The organism is Streptomyces koelreuteriae (assembly GCF_018604545.1).
Taxonomy (GTDB): domain Bacteria; phylum Actinomycetota; class Actinomycetes; order Streptomycetales; family Streptomycetaceae; genus Streptomyces; species Streptomyces koelreuteriae.
In genome coordinates this window covers 7,794,433-7,810,204 of the sequence record NZ_CP075896.1, presented here as the reverse complement: position 1 = coordinate 7,810,204, position 15,772 = coordinate 7,794,433, and the positions used below count along the sequence as shown (strand labels likewise).

Annotated in this window: 15 protein-coding genes; 11 read left to right on the top strand and 4 right to left on the bottom strand. The window is 72.1% G+C overall.

Going from position 1 to position 15,772, the window contains the following annotated elements:
• Positions 1-18: 18 nt before the first annotated feature.
• The gene (locus KJK29_RS35120) at positions 19-1,314 is read right to left on the bottom strand and encodes an extracellular catalytic domain type 1 short-chain-length polyhydroxyalkanoate depolymerase (RefSeq protein WP_215124562.1); all 1,296 of its coding nucleotides are present in this window, start codon (positions 1,312-1,314) and stop codon (positions 19-21) included.
• Positions 1,315-1,701: 387 nt separating this feature from the next.
• On the opposite strand from KJK29_RS35120, the gene KJK29_RS35115 reads away from it, so the two are divergent.
• Complete coding sequence (locus KJK29_RS35115; protein WP_215123212.1) at positions 1,702-2,679, top strand: pectate lyase family protein; 978 nt, start codon at positions 1,702-1,704, stop codon at positions 2,677-2,679.
• A 46-nt stretch (positions 2,680-2,725) separates the two neighbouring features.
• A complete protein-coding gene (locus KJK29_RS35110) occupies positions 2,726-3,514 on the top strand; it encodes a pectate lyase (RefSeq protein WP_215123211.1) in 789 nt (262 codons plus the stop codon).
• A gap of 75 nt (positions 3,515-3,589) precedes the next feature.
• Here KJK29_RS35110 and KJK29_RS35105 read toward each other — a convergent pair whose 3' ends face one another.
• Entirely contained in the window at positions 3,590-4,348 is a 759-nt protein-coding gene (locus KJK29_RS35105; protein WP_215123210.1) for a PaaX family transcriptional regulator C-terminal domain-containing protein, read from the bottom strand.
• Positions 4,349-4,423: 75 nt separating this feature from the next.
• Here KJK29_RS35105 and KJK29_RS35100 point away from each other — a divergent pair, with 75 nt between their 5' ends.
• Both KJK29_RS35100 and KJK29_RS35095 read left to right on the top strand, forming a co-directional pair.
• Complete coding sequence (locus KJK29_RS35100; RefSeq protein WP_215123209.1) at positions 4,424-6,100, top strand: acyl-CoA dehydrogenase family protein; 1,677 nt, start codon at positions 4,424-4,426, stop codon at positions 6,098-6,100.
• Between the two features lie 150 nt (positions 6,101-6,250).
• Positions 6,251-8,284, top strand: a complete 2,034-nt coding sequence (locus KJK29_RS35095) for a HEAT repeat domain-containing protein (RefSeq protein WP_215123208.1) — start codon at positions 6,251-6,253, stop codon at positions 8,282-8,284.
• Between the two features lie 63 nt (positions 8,285-8,347).
• Here KJK29_RS35095 and KJK29_RS35090 read toward each other — a convergent pair whose 3' ends face one another.
• Positions 8,348-8,932: an Rv1733c family protein gene (locus tag KJK29_RS35090; protein ID WP_215123207.1), complete on the bottom strand. Its 585-nt coding sequence runs from the start codon at positions 8,930-8,932 to the stop codon at positions 8,348-8,350.
• Between the two features lie 236 nt (positions 8,933-9,168).
• Between KJK29_RS35090 and KJK29_RS35085 the strand changes: the two genes are divergently transcribed.
• Positions 9,169-10,326, top strand: coding sequence for a WD40/YVTN/BNR-like repeat-containing protein (locus KJK29_RS35085; RefSeq protein WP_215123206.1), 1,158 nt, complete (start codon positions 9,169-9,171; stop codon positions 10,324-10,326).
• 36 nt (positions 10,327-10,362) lie between these two features.
• On the opposite strand, the gene KJK29_RS35080 is transcribed toward KJK29_RS35085, so the two are convergent.
• On the bottom strand, positions 10,363-10,968 hold the full coding sequence (locus KJK29_RS35080; RefSeq protein ID WP_215123205.1) for a TetR/AcrR family transcriptional regulator: 606 nt from the start codon (positions 10,966-10,968) through the stop codon (positions 10,363-10,365).
• A gap of 176 nt (positions 10,969-11,144) precedes the next feature.
• Between KJK29_RS35080 and KJK29_RS35075 the strand changes: the two genes are divergently transcribed.
• The 6 genes from KJK29_RS35075 to KJK29_RS35050 all read left to right on the top strand — a co-directional run bounded on the left by KJK29_RS35075 (position 11,145) and on the right by KJK29_RS35050 (position 15,771).
• Positions 11,145-12,317: an FAD-dependent monooxygenase gene (locus KJK29_RS35075; protein WP_215124561.1), complete on the top strand. Its 1,173-nt coding sequence runs from the start codon at positions 11,145-11,147 to the stop codon at positions 12,315-12,317.
• Positions 12,314-13,756: an MFS transporter gene (locus KJK29_RS35070; RefSeq protein ID WP_251058014.1), complete on the top strand. Its 1,443-nt coding sequence runs from the start codon at positions 12,314-12,316 to the stop codon at positions 13,754-13,756. The genes KJK29_RS35075 and KJK29_RS35070 overlap by 4 nt, the downstream gene beginning before the upstream one ends.
• A 42-nt stretch (positions 13,757-13,798) precedes the next feature.
• On the top strand, positions 13,799-14,281 hold the full coding sequence (locus tag KJK29_RS35065) for a YybH family protein (RefSeq protein ID WP_215123204.1): 483 nt from the start codon (positions 13,799-13,801) through the stop codon (positions 14,279-14,281).
• An 82-nt stretch (positions 14,282-14,363) separates the two neighbouring features.
• Complete coding sequence (locus tag KJK29_RS35060; RefSeq protein ID WP_215123203.1) at positions 14,364-14,663, top strand: WXG100 family type VII secretion target; 300 nt, start codon at positions 14,364-14,366, stop codon at positions 14,661-14,663.
• A 75-nt stretch (positions 14,664-14,738) separates the two neighbouring features.
• Positions 14,739-15,053 carry a hypothetical protein gene (locus KJK29_RS35055; protein ID WP_215123202.1) on the top strand — a complete coding sequence of 105 codons (315 nt, stop codon included), beginning with the start codon at positions 14,739-14,741 and terminating at the stop codon, positions 15,051-15,053.
• Between the two features lie 31 nt (positions 15,054-15,084).
• Positions 15,085-15,771 carry a hypothetical protein gene (locus tag KJK29_RS35050; RefSeq protein ID WP_215123201.1) on the top strand — a complete coding sequence of 229 codons (687 nt, stop codon included), beginning with the start codon at positions 15,085-15,087 and terminating at the stop codon, positions 15,769-15,771.
• Position 15,772: the final 1 nt, after the last annotated feature.

Sequence of the window (15,772 nt, the reverse complement as noted above, 5' to 3'; positions counted from 1 at the left end):
CTCGGAGCAGCTGGCGCGTCAACCGGCCGTGCACGCCGTCCCGTTGAGCGTGAACCCGGCCGGCGCGGCGTTGTTGCCGCCGTGGCTCGCCTGGTAGCCGATGCTGACACTCGCGCCGGGCGCGATCGTGCCGTTGTACGACACGTTGGTGGCGGTGACCGCCCCGGACGACGGCGCGTAGGTGGCGCCCCAGCCGCCCGTGACGGTCTGGCCGGCGGGGAGCGTGAAGCCGAGTTTCCAGCCGTTGACCGTGGTCGTACCGGTGTTGGTGAGGGTCACGGACGCGGTCAGGCCGGTGTTCCAGGCGTTGACCGTGGACGTCACCTTGCAGGCGCCGGGCTGGGGCTGCGGAGCGGGGCCCGAGCTGTCCAGCCCGAAGAAGGTGAGCACCCGTGCCGCCATGCCGTGGGCGTACAGGTTGTGGCCGACGCCCTGGAGGCTGATGGCCTCGACGGGGGCCCGGTCACCGGTGCCGCCGTAGCGGGTGCGGGTCCAGCCGGACTGGGGTGTGTCCGTGGCGGTCGGCGTCTGGCTCACGCCGTGCACGTTCGTCCACTGCTTGATCTGCTCCCCGAAGTTGGGGTAGCGCAGGACATCGTCCTGGGTGCCGTGCCAGATCTGCATCCGCGGGCGGGGGCCGGTGTAGCCGGGGTACGCGCCCCTGACCAGGTCGCCCCACTCCTTCGGGGTGCGGGTGAGCGCGCCGCCCGAGCAGTTGCTGTTCCACTCGGAGCCGTCGGTGGTCGCGAAGCAGGCGAACGGGACGCCCGAGAAGGCCGCGCCCGCCGCGAACACGTCGGGGTAGTCGCCGAGCAGGACGTTCGTCATCATCGCGCCGGAGGAGATGCCGGTGGCGAACACCCGGCCGGTGTCGGCGTCGTAGGTGCGGGTGACCCAGTCGATCATCGACTTGACGCCGACGGGGTCGCTGCCGCCGCCGCGGCGCAGCGCCTGGGGCGAGGAGACGTCGAAGCATTTGCTGCTGCGGGTGACGGACGGGTAGAGCACGATGAACCCGTACTGGTCGGCGAGCGTGTCGTACTCGGTGCCGTTGTACATGTCCGGGCCGGAGCCGGTGCACCAGTGCACGGCGACGACGACCGCCGGGTTCGGCGTGACGCTCTCCGGCACGTAGAGGTACATCCGCAGATTGCTGGGGTTCGTACCGAAGTTCGTGACCTCGGTGAGGGCCGCGGCGGGCACGGCGTCCTCGCGGGCGGACCCGCCGGCAGGCTCGCGGGCGGCGGCCGGGGGCGCGGTGAGCACCGTGGCCGCGAGCATCGGCAGCAGCGCGGCGACGAGCGCGAGGAGGATCGACCGCAGCGGTCTCCTCGCCGTGGGGCGGGGGGTGGCAGGCACGTCCGGGTCCCTTCCGTTGTGGGGTGCGGCTCGCAGGACGTCGTACGGCGGTTCAGCGGTGTGGAGTCGGTCCGGGTCATTCGGCATGGTGACATGCACATGGCCGTCATGGAAGCGCTCCCACGCCGCCTCCGCGAGGCCCCCGCCCCGACCAGGACCGGCCGAATGTGTTCTGCGCGGGGCGTTGACTAGAAAGCGCTTACCCCCTACGTTCCGTTCAGCAGTGTGACCGATGTCTTCGAAACGGTCATACGCAGCGCGCGCGGTGAACAGCATGGCGAACGTCATTCATCTACATGACCGACCAGCACCATGACGGCACCACGAAGGGACGCACCCCACATGCGTACTCCCCCACGCACACGCGTACACCGATCCACCCTCGCCGTCGCCGCCGCGTCCGCGTTGGCGACCGTGGCGGTCCTGGCCGCTCCCCAGCCGGCCGGGGCCGCCGAGACCTCGCCGGTCGGGTTCGGCGCGGGGACGACCGGCGGCGGCAGCGCCTCGGCGGTCACCGTCTCCACGCTGAGCGCCTTCAAGTCGGCGGTGACCGGCAACGCGGCCAAGGTCGTCCGGGTCAACGGCCTGATCTCGCTGAGCGGTCAGGTCGACATCGGGTCCAACACGACCGTCCTGGGCGTGGGTTCGGCGTCCGGGTTCACCGGTGGCGGACTGCGGCTGAAGAAGGTCTCGAACGTCGTCGTCCGCAACCTGAACATCAGCAAGCCGGTCGCGCCCGCCGACGGCATCACCGTCGAGGCGTCCACCAAGGTCTGGATCGACCACAACTCCTTCTCCGCCGACCGCGATCACGACAAGGACTTCTACGACGGCCTGCTGGACGTCAACCACGGCGCCGACAACGTCACGGTGTCCTGGAACACCTTCAAGAACCACTTCAAGGGCTCGCTCGCCGGCCACAGCGACAACAACGCGAGCGAGGACACCGGCAAGCTGCGGGTGACGTACCACCACAACCACTTCGCCAACGTGTACTCGCGCATCCCCAGCCTGCGCTTCGGCACCGGGCACTTCTACAACAACTACGTCGAGGGCGCCGACACCGCCTGCCACTCGCGCATGGGCGCCCAGATGCTGGTCGAGAACAACGTCTTCCGCTCGACGAAGATCGCGGTCACCACGAACCGCAGCAGCGACGTCGACGGATACGCCAATCTGCGCGGCAACGATCTCGGTGGAGCCGCGACCGAGATCTCGCGCGTCGGCAGCTTCACCAGCCCGCCGTACGGCTATACGGCGGAGCCGGCCTCCTCCGTCGTCACCTCGGTGACGTCGGGTGCGGGCGCCGGAAAGCTCTGACGGCCCACCCCTCCCCCATCACTCAGACGACAGAAGGAATCGGGACATGACTTCTGCGACACGTCCGCGCGCCCGCAGGCGCGCGCTGACCGGCACGCTGGCCACCCTCGGCCTGTCGGTTGGCATGATCATGACCACCCAGGCGCCCACGGCGAGCGCCGCCACCTGGCCGACCCCCAACGGCAGCCAGGGCACCTCCACCACCATCTCCGTGTCCGGCACCAAGGACTACGGGATGAAGCGGTACTACGGCACCGGCGCCCTGGCCGGTGACGGCCAGGAGGAGGGCCAGGACCCGATCTTCAAGCTCGCGGACGGCGCGGTGCTGAAGAACGTCATCCTCGGCGCCCCCGCGGCCGACGGCGTCCACTGCGAGGGCAGTTGCACACTGCAGAACGTCTGGTGGGAGGACGTCGGCGAGGACGCCGCCACCTTCCGCGGCGGCAACGGCGCCACGTACCAGGTGATCGGCGGCGGCGCGAAGAAGGCCGCCGACAAGGTCTTCCAGCACAACGGCGGCGGCACGCTGAACATCTCCAACTTCGCGGTGCAGGAGTTCAAGACGCTCTACCGCTCCTGCGGCGACTGCTCCACGCAGTACACGCGCAAGGTCAACCTCAGCAACATCGACGTGACCGGCACGGGCTCCACCGCGCGGATCGTCGGCATCAACGTCAACCGCAACGACGCGGCGACGCTGCGGGGCATCACGATCCGCAACGACTCCGGCCGCAAGGTCGTCCCCTGCCAGAAGTACAACAACAACACCGCTGTCGGGTCCGGGCCCGACAGCAAGAACTGCCTGTACTCCACCTCGGACGTCACCTACAGGTAGTACCTCAGGCAGACCCCCCACGGTGAAGGCGGCCGTGCGCGGCGTCCCGGCGGGCGCCGCGCACGGCCGTCCGCGTCATGCGCCCCCAACGCGCGCGCGGACCTCCCCGATCAGCTGCTGCTGGTAGTCCGTATAGGCCACGCGCAGTTCGGCGCCGGGCCAGTCGGCGGGCAGGAGCGCGGGCGGCAGGACCGGATCGGCCAGCAGGTGGCGCACGACGGCGGCGAAGGCGGCCAGGCGATCGGCCGGGCGGTGTGCGTCGGCGATATGGCCGAGCAGCGTACGGGCCGTGGCCGGCCAGGTGTCCAGCGGCCACAGGGACGCGGCCAGGTCGCGCGGGGGCCGGTCGGGGCGGGCCGTCCAGCGCTGGGACACCCGGTCCAGATCGCCGGGGACGGCACGGTCCAGGTTGGCGGGCCGGAGCCAGACCCCTTCGCGGAGTTCGGCGAGCCGCAGGCCCGTCAGCCGGGCCCGCAGGTCGGCGCGTTCGGCGGGCCCGCGCCCCGTCGCGGTGATCACGACCATCTCCCAGTCGCCGTCCCACGCGCGCGTGCGGGGGTGCACCGCGTCGTCCTGGCGGCGCTGGCGTTCCAGCAGCCGGTCGCTGAGGCGGTAGCCGGTGTCCGTACGCCGCAGGTCACCGGCGGCCACCATCCGGCTGAGCGCCGCCCGCAGCGTGGAGCCGCCCACGTCGAAACCCTCCACGAGCCGCACGAGCTCCCTCACCGGCACCTCGGGGGGATGCGTCCCGAGCAGCAGGCTCAGTACGACCGACCGCGCGGACAGGGGGCGCAGGTCGAGCGCGCCGGGCCGCGCGGGGTCGTTCATCGGCATGGTCACGTACTGTACGCGGCGGCACTCCCTGTTGCAGTATTGCTGCGACCGCAGACAGAGTGCAACACTCACTGTATGGTCTCGACATTGGACGAACAGCTCGCGTACGGCGGACCCGCCACGCACGACGTCACCAACCAGGCCCCGCCCCTCACCCCGTACGACGCCTCCGACGACGCGGCCCTGCTGGAAGGGCTGCGGCGGGAGGGCGCCGGGTGGGCCGAGGAGGAACTGCGCCGGCTCGGCAGGCGGGCCGGCAGCGCCCAGGCCCAGGAGTGGGCCGAGCTGGCCAACCGTCACGAGCCGGAGCTGCGCACGCACGACCGGTACGGCAACCGCGTGGACGAGGTCGACTTCCACCCGAGCTGGCACCATCTGATGCGCACCGCGATCACGGAGGGACTGGGCGCCTCGCCCTGGGCGGACGACAGGCCCGGCGCACATGTCGCCCGGTCCGCGGGCGGACTGGTCTGGGGGCACACCGAGGCCGGGCACGGCTGCCCGACGTCGATGACCTACGCGGCGGTCCCCGCGCTGCGCAGGCAGCCGGAGCTGGCGAAGGTCTACGAGCCGCTGCTGACGAGCCGGGAGTACGAGCCCGGCCTCCGGGTGCCCACGCAGAAGCGGGGCCTGCTGGCGGGCATGGGGATGACCGAGAAGCAGGGCGGCTCCGACGTCCGCACGAACTCGACGACGGCCACGCCCACGGCCGAGCCGGGGGTGTACACCCTGCGCGGGCACAAGTGGTTCACCTCGGCGCCCATGTGCGACGTGTTCCTGGTCCTCGCGCAGGCGCCGGGCGGCCTGTCCTGCTTCCTGGTGCCGCGCGTGCTGCCCGACGGCACCCGCAACACCTTCCGCATCCAGCGGCTGAAGGACAAGCTGGGCAACCGCTCCAACGCCTCCTCCGAGCCCGAGTTCGACGGGACGGTGGCCTGGCTGGTCGGGCCCGAGGGCCACGGCGTCAAGACCATCATCGAGATGGTCAACTGCACGCGTCTTGACTGCGTGATGATGTCGGCCGCGCTGATGCGCAAGTCCCTCGTCGAGGCGGGGCACCACGCGCGCCACCGCAGCGCGTTCGGCGCCCGGCTGGTGGACCAGCCGCTGATGCGCAATGTGCTGGCCGATCTGGCACTGGAGTCGGAGGCCGCCACCACCCTCACCCTGCGGCTGGCCGGGGCGGCCGACCGGACGATCCGCGGAGCCGACGCGGGCGGGGCGGAGGCCGCGTTCCGCCGGATCGCCACCGCCGTCGGCAAGTACTGGGTGACCAAGCGGGGCCCGGCCTTCACCGCGGAGGCCCTGGAGTGCCTCGGCGGCAACGGCTACGTCGAGGACTCGGGCATGCCCCGGCACTACCGCGAGGCTCCCCTGCTGTCGATCTGGGAGGGCTCGGGGAACGTCAACGCCCTCGACGTACTGCGGGCGCTGAGCCGCGAACCGGGCACCGCCGAGGCGCTGTTCGGCGAGCTGGACCTCGCCCGGGGCGCGGACGCCCGGCTGGACGCGGCCGTGACCCGGCTCAAGAACGGGCTGCCCGAAGCCTCGCAGACGACGGCCCGCCGGCTCGTGGAGCAGATGGCCCTGACGCTCCAGGCCTCCCTTCTCGTCCGGCACGCCCCGCCGGCGGTGGCCGACGCGTTCTGCGCGAGCCGGCTCGGGGGCGACTGGGGGCAGGCGTTCGGGACGCTGCCGGAGACGGCCGGCCTCGACGCGATCCTGGAGCGCGCGCTGCCCGACGCGCGCTGACGGACCGGAGCGCCGCTTCCGGGCGCGGGACCGGGCTGTCGTCGGCCAACGGGCGCACAGTTCGCGCACAGTCATCTCCCGATTCCGCTTCGTTGTCAGTGCCGTGGTGCAGACTCCCCGTCAGTTGGTACTTCGCCTGGGGAGGACAACGTGTTCAGGGGGATCGACGAGGTCGACTGGGCCTCGCTGCGGCATGCGTACGGCAGCGCGGAGGACGTGCCCGGACTGTTGCGGGGACTGGCCTCCGCCGACCCGGCCGAGCGGGAGAGCGCGCTCGACGGGATGTACGGCGCCGTGCACCACCAGGGTGGCGTGTACGACGCGACGCTCGCCTGTGTTCCGTTTCTCCTCGCGCTCGCCGTCCGCGAGGAGGTGCGGGACCGGGCGGGGGTCGTGGAACTCCTCGTCAGCATCGGCGACATCGCAGATGACGGGGGTGCCTCGGAGGAGAACGCCGCGCGAGCCCGGGCCGTCCTGCTCGCGGGCGCCGAGGTCTTCGTCCGGCTCGCGGGGGACACCGACGCCGGGGTCCGCCGGGCGGTCCCGGGCGCGCTCGTGCGGTTCCTCGGCCCACCGGAGCGGGTGCTCGCGCTGTTGCGGGAGCGGATCGCCGTGGAGCGGGACGACCGGGTCCTGCTCGCCCTGGCCGCGAGCCTGGGCCTGTTCGTGGAACGGCACCCGGGGCACGCGTCCGAGGCGGTGGACCTGCTGGCGGAGTTGAGCGCGCCCCCGTACGGGCCGGGGCTGCGGCTCGCCGCGCTGGGCCAGCTCGCGAGGTGCGCGCCGGGTCTACTTCCCGCCAATCTCGTACCGTCCGTGGTCCGGTTGCTCAGGGACAGATCCGGGCTGCACCCCCGCACCGGCCCCGGGAGCGACCGACCCGGCACGGACACGCTCGCCGACCGGCTGCGGCGGCTGCGCCCCTCGGACGAGGAGGGCTCCCAGCTGATGCGCACGCTGCACACCGCGCTCGGCAGCCGGGTCACGGACCGGATCGCCCTGCTGCGCGGGCAGTTGACCAGCCCGGACCCCCTCGACCGGTGCAACGCCGTGTGGATGTCGGCCGGGCTGTTCCGCGAGTGGCGTACGAGCGGCGCAGAGCCGGTCGCTCTCATCGGTGCCCAACTGGGCGCCGAGGAGGGACGGTTGCACGATGCGGCGGTGGCCGTGCTGTCGGAGCTGTTCGAGCTGGCCGGGCCGGCCGCGGACCACCTCCACGCGCTGGTGACCCGCCGTCCCGAGTTTCGCGTACGGCACGGGGAGCGGGGGGCACCGACGCTGGGCGGTCCGCTCAAGGCCCTGGCCAGGACGGGGGATCCACGGGCGACGCCGGTGCTGGCCGAGGTGCTGGCCGGTCCGGTCGTACCGGACGACCTGGGCCACGCGATACCCCACCTGGGACCGGCGGCCCTGCCGCTCGCTCCCGCTCTGCGGCGCCGGCTCGCCCGCGTCCCGCTGGACGGCCCCGGCGTGTACGAGCGGGCCGCTCCCCTGCTGTCGGCGCTCGCGGCACTGGGCGATACCGAATCCATACCGGCGGTGTTACGCCTCCTGCGCGGCGCGCAGGACGGGCCACGTTCGCGCGAGGGCGTCATACGGGCGGCGGCCCGTGCCCTCGGCGCGTTCGGCAGTGCCGCGTACGAGGCGATACCGGATCTGCGCCGACTGCTGGCGACGGACGGCTCCGTCGCGGTGGCGGAAGCGCTGTGGTCGATCACGGGCGAACCGGATGCCGTGCTGCCCGTGCTGCTCGGGGAGTTGACGGACACCGACGGCGACCGGCATCGCCGTGCCGCCGCCGCGGACGCGCTCGCGCGACTGGGGCCGGCGGCCCGTCCGGCCCTGCCCGGGCTGCGGCGGACGGCCGGCTCGGGCTCCGGCGCCGTACGGCAGCGGGCCACGGCCGCGTGCGCGGTGTGGCGGATAGCCGGCGAGCCGGAACAGTTCCTTCCGCTCCTCCGCTCCGCGTGGGCGGAGGACCCGCGCACCCGCACGACGGTCGCCGGGTGCGTGGCTGCCCTCGGGCCCGCGGGGGCGCCCCTGCACGACCTGCTCCGGGCGGAGCTGGCGTCCCCACGGCGGCACCGGGCCGACGCCCGTGGCTACGGCAGCCACGACATCCACGAGGACGAGGGGCTGCTGCGCCTGTGCCGGGGAGCGCCGGCCGGGGCGGGGCACGGGTAGGTGGGGTCCCTCAGCGGCCCGGTGGCCGGCCCGATCCGGCTCGGCCACCGCGCCAGCGCGGCCTCACCCCGTCGTACGTCCCCACATCGGCCCGAAGCGGGCCCACTCGGCGTCCCACTGGTCCATGCGTCCGCGTTCCAGCCGGCGGCGCAGGGCACGGCCGCCGACGAGCGGCAGGAGCGCGGCGCCGATACCCGCCACACTGCCGGTCAGGAAGGCCCGTACCTGGGCCTGGGACTCGGTGACGGGTCGGGTCACCTGGCGGCCCTCGGGGTCCGTCCACACCGTGACCGGTGTCCCGGCGGCGCTGCCCGCCGGGACCCGGAGCTGCCCGGAGTGCGCGGAGCCGTCCACGGCGGTCCACGTCGCTTGCGCCCACACCTGCTCGGTACGGGACACGCCGCCGCTCTCGGCGGCCCTCCCGGGGGCCCGCTCGTCGAGCCGGGCCACCAGGGGCCGCCACTCGACGCGCTCCCGGGCGAGCCCGTCCTCGACGGACCGGCTCACCGTCGTGCCGGCCAGCATCCCGAGGAACGCGGTGAGCGTCCACACGCCCAGCACGACCCAGGCCTCCACCCTGTCGGCGCGGCGCTTGAGCGGATTGCGCCGCCAGCGCCACAGCCACACCTTCGGACCTCGTAACGCCATCGAAGGCATCCTCCTCATGCGCGCATGACCATCCCGCCGCCCTCTGCATACGGAAGACGGCCCCTGGATGCTCACTGCACCTACTCCGACGTGACGGTCCCCACGCCTCCCGGCCCCCGCGGGCGCCCTCCGGATCGCGGTCCGGATCACGGCAAGGATCACGGTCCGCCGAGCCTCGCGGCGACCCCCGACACCCGTCTGACCTGCACCGGAGCCCGTTCCAGAGGTGACTGTCAGTGGTGGGGTGCAGACTGGCCGGTGTCAGAGACAAGGGCGTCAATGGCGACGCCGCGGAGGTGATCGGCATGGCCGAGGTACTGCTGGCCGTGGGCACGCGCAAAGGCCTGTTCATCGGGCGCCGGCGGGATGCCGGCGCCTGGGAGTTCGACGAGAGTCCCTACTTCAACGCGCAGGCCGTGTACTCGGTCGCCGTCGACACCCGGGGCCCGAGCCCTCGGCTGCTGGCCGGAGGCGACAGCGCGCACTGGGGCCCGTCGGTGTTCCACTCCGACGATCTCGGCCGCACCTGGACCGAACCGGAGCGCCCCGCCGTCAAGTTCCCCAAGGACACGGGGGCGTCCCTGGAGCGGGTGTGGCAGCTGCACCCGGCCGCCGCCGAGCCGGACGTGGTGTACGCGGGTACGGAACCGGCCGCGCTGTACCGCTCGGAGGACCGCGGGGAGACCTTCGAGCTGGTCCGGCCCCTGTGGGAGCACCCCACGCGCTCGAAGTGGATGCCGGGCGGCGGCGGTGAGGGGCTGCACACCGTGCTCACCGACGCGCGCGACCCGAAGGCCGTGACGGTCGCCGTCTCGACCGCCGGTGTGTTCCGCACCCTGGACGGCGGCGCGAGCTGGGCTCCTTCCAACTCGGGTGTCTCGGCGGTGTTCCTGCCCGACCCGAACCCGGAGTTCGGCCAGTGCGTGCACAAGGTCGCGCGGGACGCCGTGAGCCCGGACCGGCTGTACCTGCAGAACCACTGGGGTGTGTACCGCAGCGACGACGCGGGCGCGCACTGGACGGACATCGGCGAGGGCCTGCCGTCCACGTTCGGCTTCGCGGCGGTCGCACACCCGCACCGGGGTGGCACGGCGTATGTGTTCCCGATCAACGCCGACGCCGACCGCGTCCCGGCCGACCACCGGTGTCGCGTCTACCGGACGGCGGACGCGGGCAAGAGCTGGGAGCCCCTCTCGGCGGGGCTGCCCCAGGAGGACCACTACGGCACGGTGCTGCGCGACGCCATGTGCGCGGACGACGGCGATCCGGCGGGCGTCTACTTCGGCAACCGCAACGGCGAGGTGTTCGCGTCCTCGGACGACGGCGACAGCTGGCAGCAGCTCGCCTCACATCTGCCGGACGTGCTGTGCGTGCGGGCCGCGACCGTCGGCTGAGCACAGGGGCGTCACCGGGCCGGCCGCTGAGCCCGCTCAGGCGTGCGGTGCCGTGGCCCGGATGCCCGCGAGTACCACGCCGACGATGCGCTCCGCGTCCTCGCGGGTGAACGTGCGCATGCCCCGGTTCACGATGAGGTGCACCGGGCCGGAGATCATCTCGCCGAGGAAGGCGCTGTCGACCGGGGGGAGTTCGCCCCGGTCGACGGCGGTGTCCACCCGCCGCCGCAGGGCCGCCACGCGCTGGTCGAGGATCTTGGTCAGCGCCTCGACGGTGGCGCTCTGGCGAGCGGGCTGAAAGGCCTGTTCCAGGGTCCGGCCGAACGGCGTTTCCAGGCCACCGGCGAGGGCCAGCACGAAGTCGGCCAAGTCCCGGTGGATGTCGCCGGTGTCGGCGACCGAGGCGAGGTCCTCGGCGTAGCGCAGCAGGGCTTCGACCACCAGTTCCTCGCGGTCGGGCCAGTTGCGGTAGACGCTGGTCTTGTGGACGCCGGCGAATTCGGCGACCTCCTCGTAGCGGAAGCCCGCGATGCCGTCGCGCGCCACGAGTTCGACGGTCGCGGCGAGGATCTGCGCTCTCACACGCGCGTTGCGGCCACCGGGGCGCCGTGCGGGCGACCGGTCAGCGGTCCCGTCGGCCATCGCCGCGCTCACCTCCTGTTTCTCTGCTCGGTTGCCGATTGTCGTCAGGTGCGGCGTTGCGGTGCAAGCCGGTACTCAGTAAGCTCGCTAAAAGCGACAGCCTGTTTCTTTAAGGGTCGCACACTCACGAGCACACTCACTCTCACCACCGCGACACCTGGAGCGCCTACGTGAAGATGCTTGTCTCCGGAGCCGGAATCGCCGGGCTCGCCTGCGCACTTGAGCTGGGCACCCGCGGCCACGACGTCACCGTCGTCGAATACGCCCGCCGCCTCCGGCTCAACGGCACCCCCATCGACATCCGCGGCGACGCGATCGAGGCCGTGGACGGGATGGGGTTACGTGCCGAGATCCAGAAGCGACGGGTTCGGATGTCCGAGCTCACCCGGTTCGTCGACAGCGCGGGCGAGCCCGTGGCCCGGATCCCGATGGCGGAGGTCAGCGACTCCGACGACGACATCGAGCTGCTCCGCGAGGACCTCGTCCGCATCCTCGCCGAGGCGCTCCCGGACACCGCGGCGATCCGCTTCGGCGACTCGATCGAGACCCTGACCGACGACGGCGTGAGCGGCGGAGGGGACGGCGGCGTCGACGTGCGTTTCGCATCGGGCCGCACCGGGCGGTACGACCTGGTGCTCGGTGCCGACGGCCAGCACTCCGCGGTACGCAGGCTGGTGTTCGGGCCCGAGGAGGACTACCTCCGGCACCTCGGTGTCTACTTCGCCCTCGCCGACCACCCCGGCGAGGCGTCGTCCGAGGGCCCCAACTCGATCTACAACGTCCCCGGCCGCATGGCGGGCCTGTTCCGGTACCAGGGCAAGGCCGTCGCGGTCTTCCAGTTCCGCTCGGAACGGATCGACTACGACCATCACGACCTGGACGCCCAGAAGAAGATCCTCGTCGACGCCTTCGCGGGCTACCGGTCCTGGCGGATACCGGAGTTGCTCGACGCGGCCCTCGCCGATCCCGGGTTCTTCTTCACCTCCGCGAGCCAGATCCACCTGCCCTCCTGGCACCGCGGCCGTGTCGCCCTCGTCGGGGACGCCGGGTACAGCCCGGCCTTCCTGTCCGGCCGGGGCACCTCACTCGCGCTCATGGGAGCCCGCTTCCTCGCCGAGGAACTCGAACGGTGCGGGGGCGACCACACCGCCGCGTTCGCACGGTACGAGGCCCGGCAGCGCCCGTATGTCACGTTCGCCCAGAACCGTGTCCACAGCGGTCGCGACCGCATGCTGCCGACCACCTGGGCCGCCATCGCCGCCCGCAACGAGACGCTGCGAGCGACACAGGCGACACCCGACAGCCCTGAGCGGACCACGCCCCGGCGCGCTGGAGGGGACGCGGAGTGAAGGACACACTGGAAAAGCCCGCCCCCCGCGCCCAGGAGCAGCGCTGGAGCAAGCGGCTCATCGGCTGGGCCGCCGTTCTCACGCTCGCCAACGTCCTGGCCGACGTGGCCATCGGCTCCCCCATGATGGTCCTGCCCCAGTTGATGGAGCACTTCGACACCGACCAGGCCGCGTGGCTGAACGCGAGCGCGCTGCTGGCCGGGGCCCTCTGGTCGCCGCTGCTCGCGAAGAGTTCCGACGTCTTCGGCCACCGCCGGATCCTCATCGGCACGCTGCTCCTCGCCTGCATCGGAGCGCTGGTCTGCCTCGTCGCCCCCAACGTCTGGATCTTCCTGGTGGGGCGCTTCCTCCAAGGCGCCGCCTTCGCCGCGGTCTTCATCACGGTGGCCCTGGCACGCCGGATCTGCACCCCGCGGGTGGCGATGGCCCTGGTCGGGATCGTGACGTCCGGCTCGTCGGTCGTCGGCATCGTCGAGCCGTTCCTGATGCAGCCGGTCATCGATGTGTTCGGCTACCGGAGCGTGTTCCTCGTGGCGGCGCTGCTCGCCGCGATCGCCGCGCTCTGCGTGCGGTCCTTCATCCCGGAGTCGCCCGTCCGCGGCACCGGCCGGATCGACGTGGGCGGAGCGCTCCTGCTCGGCGGTGGACTCGGCGCGGTGCTCGCCTACACCACTCTGGGCAGCGACCTCGGCTGGCTGTCCGTGGGCATGGTCGCGCTGCTGGCCGCCGGTGCCGCCGGGTTGGCCGGCTGGGCGTTCCTCGCGCTGCGGGTCGACGAACCCGTCATCGACATCCGGGCCCTCAGCCGTCCGATCCTGCTGACGTTGCTGGCCCTGGTCCTGGCGGCGGGGTCCTTCCGGAGCATGCTGCAACTGACGGGCATCGTCGCCCAGGTGCCGCCCGGCCTGGGGCTCGGTTACGGGCTGGGCGACGGAGAGGCGGTCGCGGTGCTGCTCGCCGCGCCCAATCTCGGCATCGTGATCGGCGGCACGTGCGCCGGCTGGCTCGCGGGGCGGTTCGGTCCCGCGCTGCCCCTTCTCGGCGGCATCGCCGTCGGTGCGGCGGCGACCCTCGCGATGCTGGCGGGGGTCTCGATGCTCCCCCTGGCGGTCGTCTGCGGCACCCTGCTCGGCGTGGCCGCCGGTGCGATCGGCGCCTCCGGCTACAACCTGGCGACCAGCCTCGAAGCGCCCGAGCGGCAGGGCACGATCGCCGGCCTGGTGTCGGTCGTACTCGCCCTCGGCTCGGTCGTCCTCAACATCGCCGGCGGCGAGATACTCAAGGCGAGCCACGTTCCCGGGACCCTCGCCGACGGCGCCCCGGTGAGCACGGCGACCGGCGTGTACCTCTATGTCGCGTCGGCGGGGGCGTGTTTCGTCCTCGCGGCGGTGCCCGCGACCCTACTGGCACGCGACCGGCGGGCATCTGGGTGGGTGTGACGGACCCTCCCTGACGTTCGCCCGCGGCCATAGCGTCGAGTCATGAATCCTGGACAAGTGATCGCGGACCTGCACGTCCGGTGGGTGTTCGGCTGGGAACGCGACGAGGGCGACCCGCCGTTCGACTTCCGGCGGATCTTCGGCGGGTTCTACGACTTCGGCTCTCCGGACGTCCGCCTCTACGACGACTTCGACCCCGAGCAGCGGGTGGCGACGACAGCCGCCGGCTACGGCTCGATCTGGGAACCCGGCTTTCGCGGCATGGTCTCCGCGCACCACGCCGTCGACGACGGGCCGCACGTCATCGCGGGCCAGGAACTGGCCGCGTCCACCCTGACGTTCACAGCGCGGATCACCCTGCCCGACGGCGCCACGGACCTGCGCACCACGACCTCGCTGGTCTGGCGCCGTACGCCGGACGGCTGGCGGATCGTCCGCGAGCACAACTCGAGCAAGGTGCTGCCCGCCGGGACCCTCGACGGGGCGTTCGGCGCGGGCCTCCCCGCCGTTTCGCAAGAGGCGTGAACCACCCCGGCAGGTGCCCCGTAGAGCCCGGTGTGTGCGGCCCGACGGCCGCGGCGACACGGAGCGACGGAAGGACATCGGCATGGCCGGCGGCAACATCCAGATCAGCCCGGAAGAGATGCAGGAGGCCTCGACCTGGCTGCAGAACCAGAAGGAGCTGATGCAGCAGAGCCTCCACGAGGCCAACACCAAGATGGAGGAGATGGTCGAGGCGGCCTACGCGACGCCGGGCTCCGAGACCAAGTTCCGTCCCTTCTGGGAGGAGTACAAGAACGGCACCCAGGAGGCGATCGAGGGGCTGCAGGGCGTCAGCGAGTTCATCAAGCAGGTCGCCGACGCGTTCGTCGACACCGACGACCAGACGTCCGGCTCCATCGGCTGACGTACCCGGCACCGTCCGGCCCGCGCCCTCCCCGTGAGGCGGGGCCGGACGGCCGGAGCAGGAGAGGAGACGCCGATGGGGCGTATCAGCGTTCCCGTGCAGGACTTGAAGGACACGGCCAGGGAGCTCCAGAACATCGGGGATCTGATCGGCGACAGCGCGACTCTCTTCCACGCCGCGGGCGACCGGGAGGACTTCGAGAGCTTCGTCGGCGACAGCCGGCTCGCGGAGGCTCTCGACGGGTTCGACAAGGCGTGGGTCGCGGGTCACGAACGGGTGCACGACAACGTGAAGAAGTTCTCCGAGAACGCGGACGTGATCTCCGAGAACTTCACGCAGACGGACGAGGACAGCGCCGACTCGCTGGACGAATCGAAGAGGCAAGCGTGACAGGAGACGTCGTGCGGAAGGGAAGGGCGTCATGACGCAGCCGGTCACGGAGCGGCCCGAAGGCGCGCCCGCGGGCTACACGCTGAGGTTCCCCGACTCCTGGTGGCAGCTGGACCTCGACCCGAGCACCCGGGACGCGTCGATCCGCCGCCGTATCGAGTCCCAGGTGAAGAAGGCACCGCGGCTCTCCCGCGAGCAGGTGGAGGAGCTGATCCGCAGCACCCGGCGCACCGCCCGGGAGGCGCACGCGCGGGGCGCGCTGCGGGCGTCGGGGATGCTCAGGATCCTCAAGGCGGGCAGTGGGCCGCTGGTGCTCAGCGCGACGACGGTCGTGGTCCGGATCTCCGTTCCCGAGGATCAGTCGGAGGATCTCGCGGACCTCGTCGTCGCGGCCGGTGTGCAGCTCGGCGACCAGGCGGAGGGCACCGGACTGCCCCCCGGCGAGGTGGAGTTGGTGGAACTGCCGCACGTCGGTGCGGCCGGGCGGATCACCAGGATCGAGGACGTGGACCACCAGGGGACGCCCGTGCCCACCGCGGTGCGGCACACCCTGATCCCGGTGCCGAACAGCCGGGACTATCTGGTGCTCGCCAGTTCCACTCCCAACGTGGATCTGGCGGACCAGTTCTACGAGGTCTTCGACGCGATCGCGGAGTCGTTCCGTTTCGAGGACCCGGCCGGTGTCGGCCCGTTGGGCGAAGCAGACAAGGGAAAGTGAG

Coding starts and splice junctions, on each gene's coding strand:
- KJK29_RS35065 (WP_215123204.1), top strand. CDS start 13,799: ATGAATCCTGGACAAGTGATCGCGGACCTGCACGTCCGGTGGGTGTTC.
- KJK29_RS35060 (WP_215123203.1), top strand. CDS start 14,364: ATGGCCGGCGGCAACATCCAGATCAGCCCGGAAGAGATGCAGGAGGCC.
- KJK29_RS35090 (WP_215123207.1), bottom strand. CDS start 8,932: ATGGCGTTACGAGGTCCGAAGGTGTGGCTGTGGCGCTGGCGGCGCAAT.
- KJK29_RS35075 (WP_215124561.1), top strand. CDS start 11,145: ATGCTTGTCTCCGGAGCCGGAATCGCCGGGCTCGCCTGCGCACTTGAG.
- KJK29_RS35050 (WP_215123201.1), top strand. CDS start 15,085: ATGACGCAGCCGGTCACGGAGCGGCCCGAAGGCGCGCCCGCGGGCTAC.
- KJK29_RS35110 (WP_215123211.1), top strand. CDS start 2,726: ATGACTTCTGCGACACGTCCGCGCGCCCGCAGGCGCGCGCTGACCGGC.
- KJK29_RS35055 (WP_215123202.1), top strand. CDS start 14,739: ATGGGGCGTATCAGCGTTCCCGTGCAGGACTTGAAGGACACGGCCAGG.
- KJK29_RS35100 (WP_215123209.1), top strand. CDS start 4,424: ATGGTCTCGACATTGGACGAACAGCTCGCGTACGGCGGACCCGCCACG.
- KJK29_RS35115 (WP_215123212.1), top strand. CDS start 1,702: ATGCGTACTCCCCCACGCACACGCGTACACCGATCCACCCTCGCCGTC.
- KJK29_RS35080 (WP_215123205.1), bottom strand. CDS start 10,968: ATGGCCGACGGGACCGCTGACCGGTCGCCCGCACGGCGCCCCGGTGGC.
- KJK29_RS35105 (WP_215123210.1), bottom strand. CDS start 4,348: ATGCCGATGAACGACCCCGCGCGGCCCGGCGCGCTCGACCTGCGCCCC.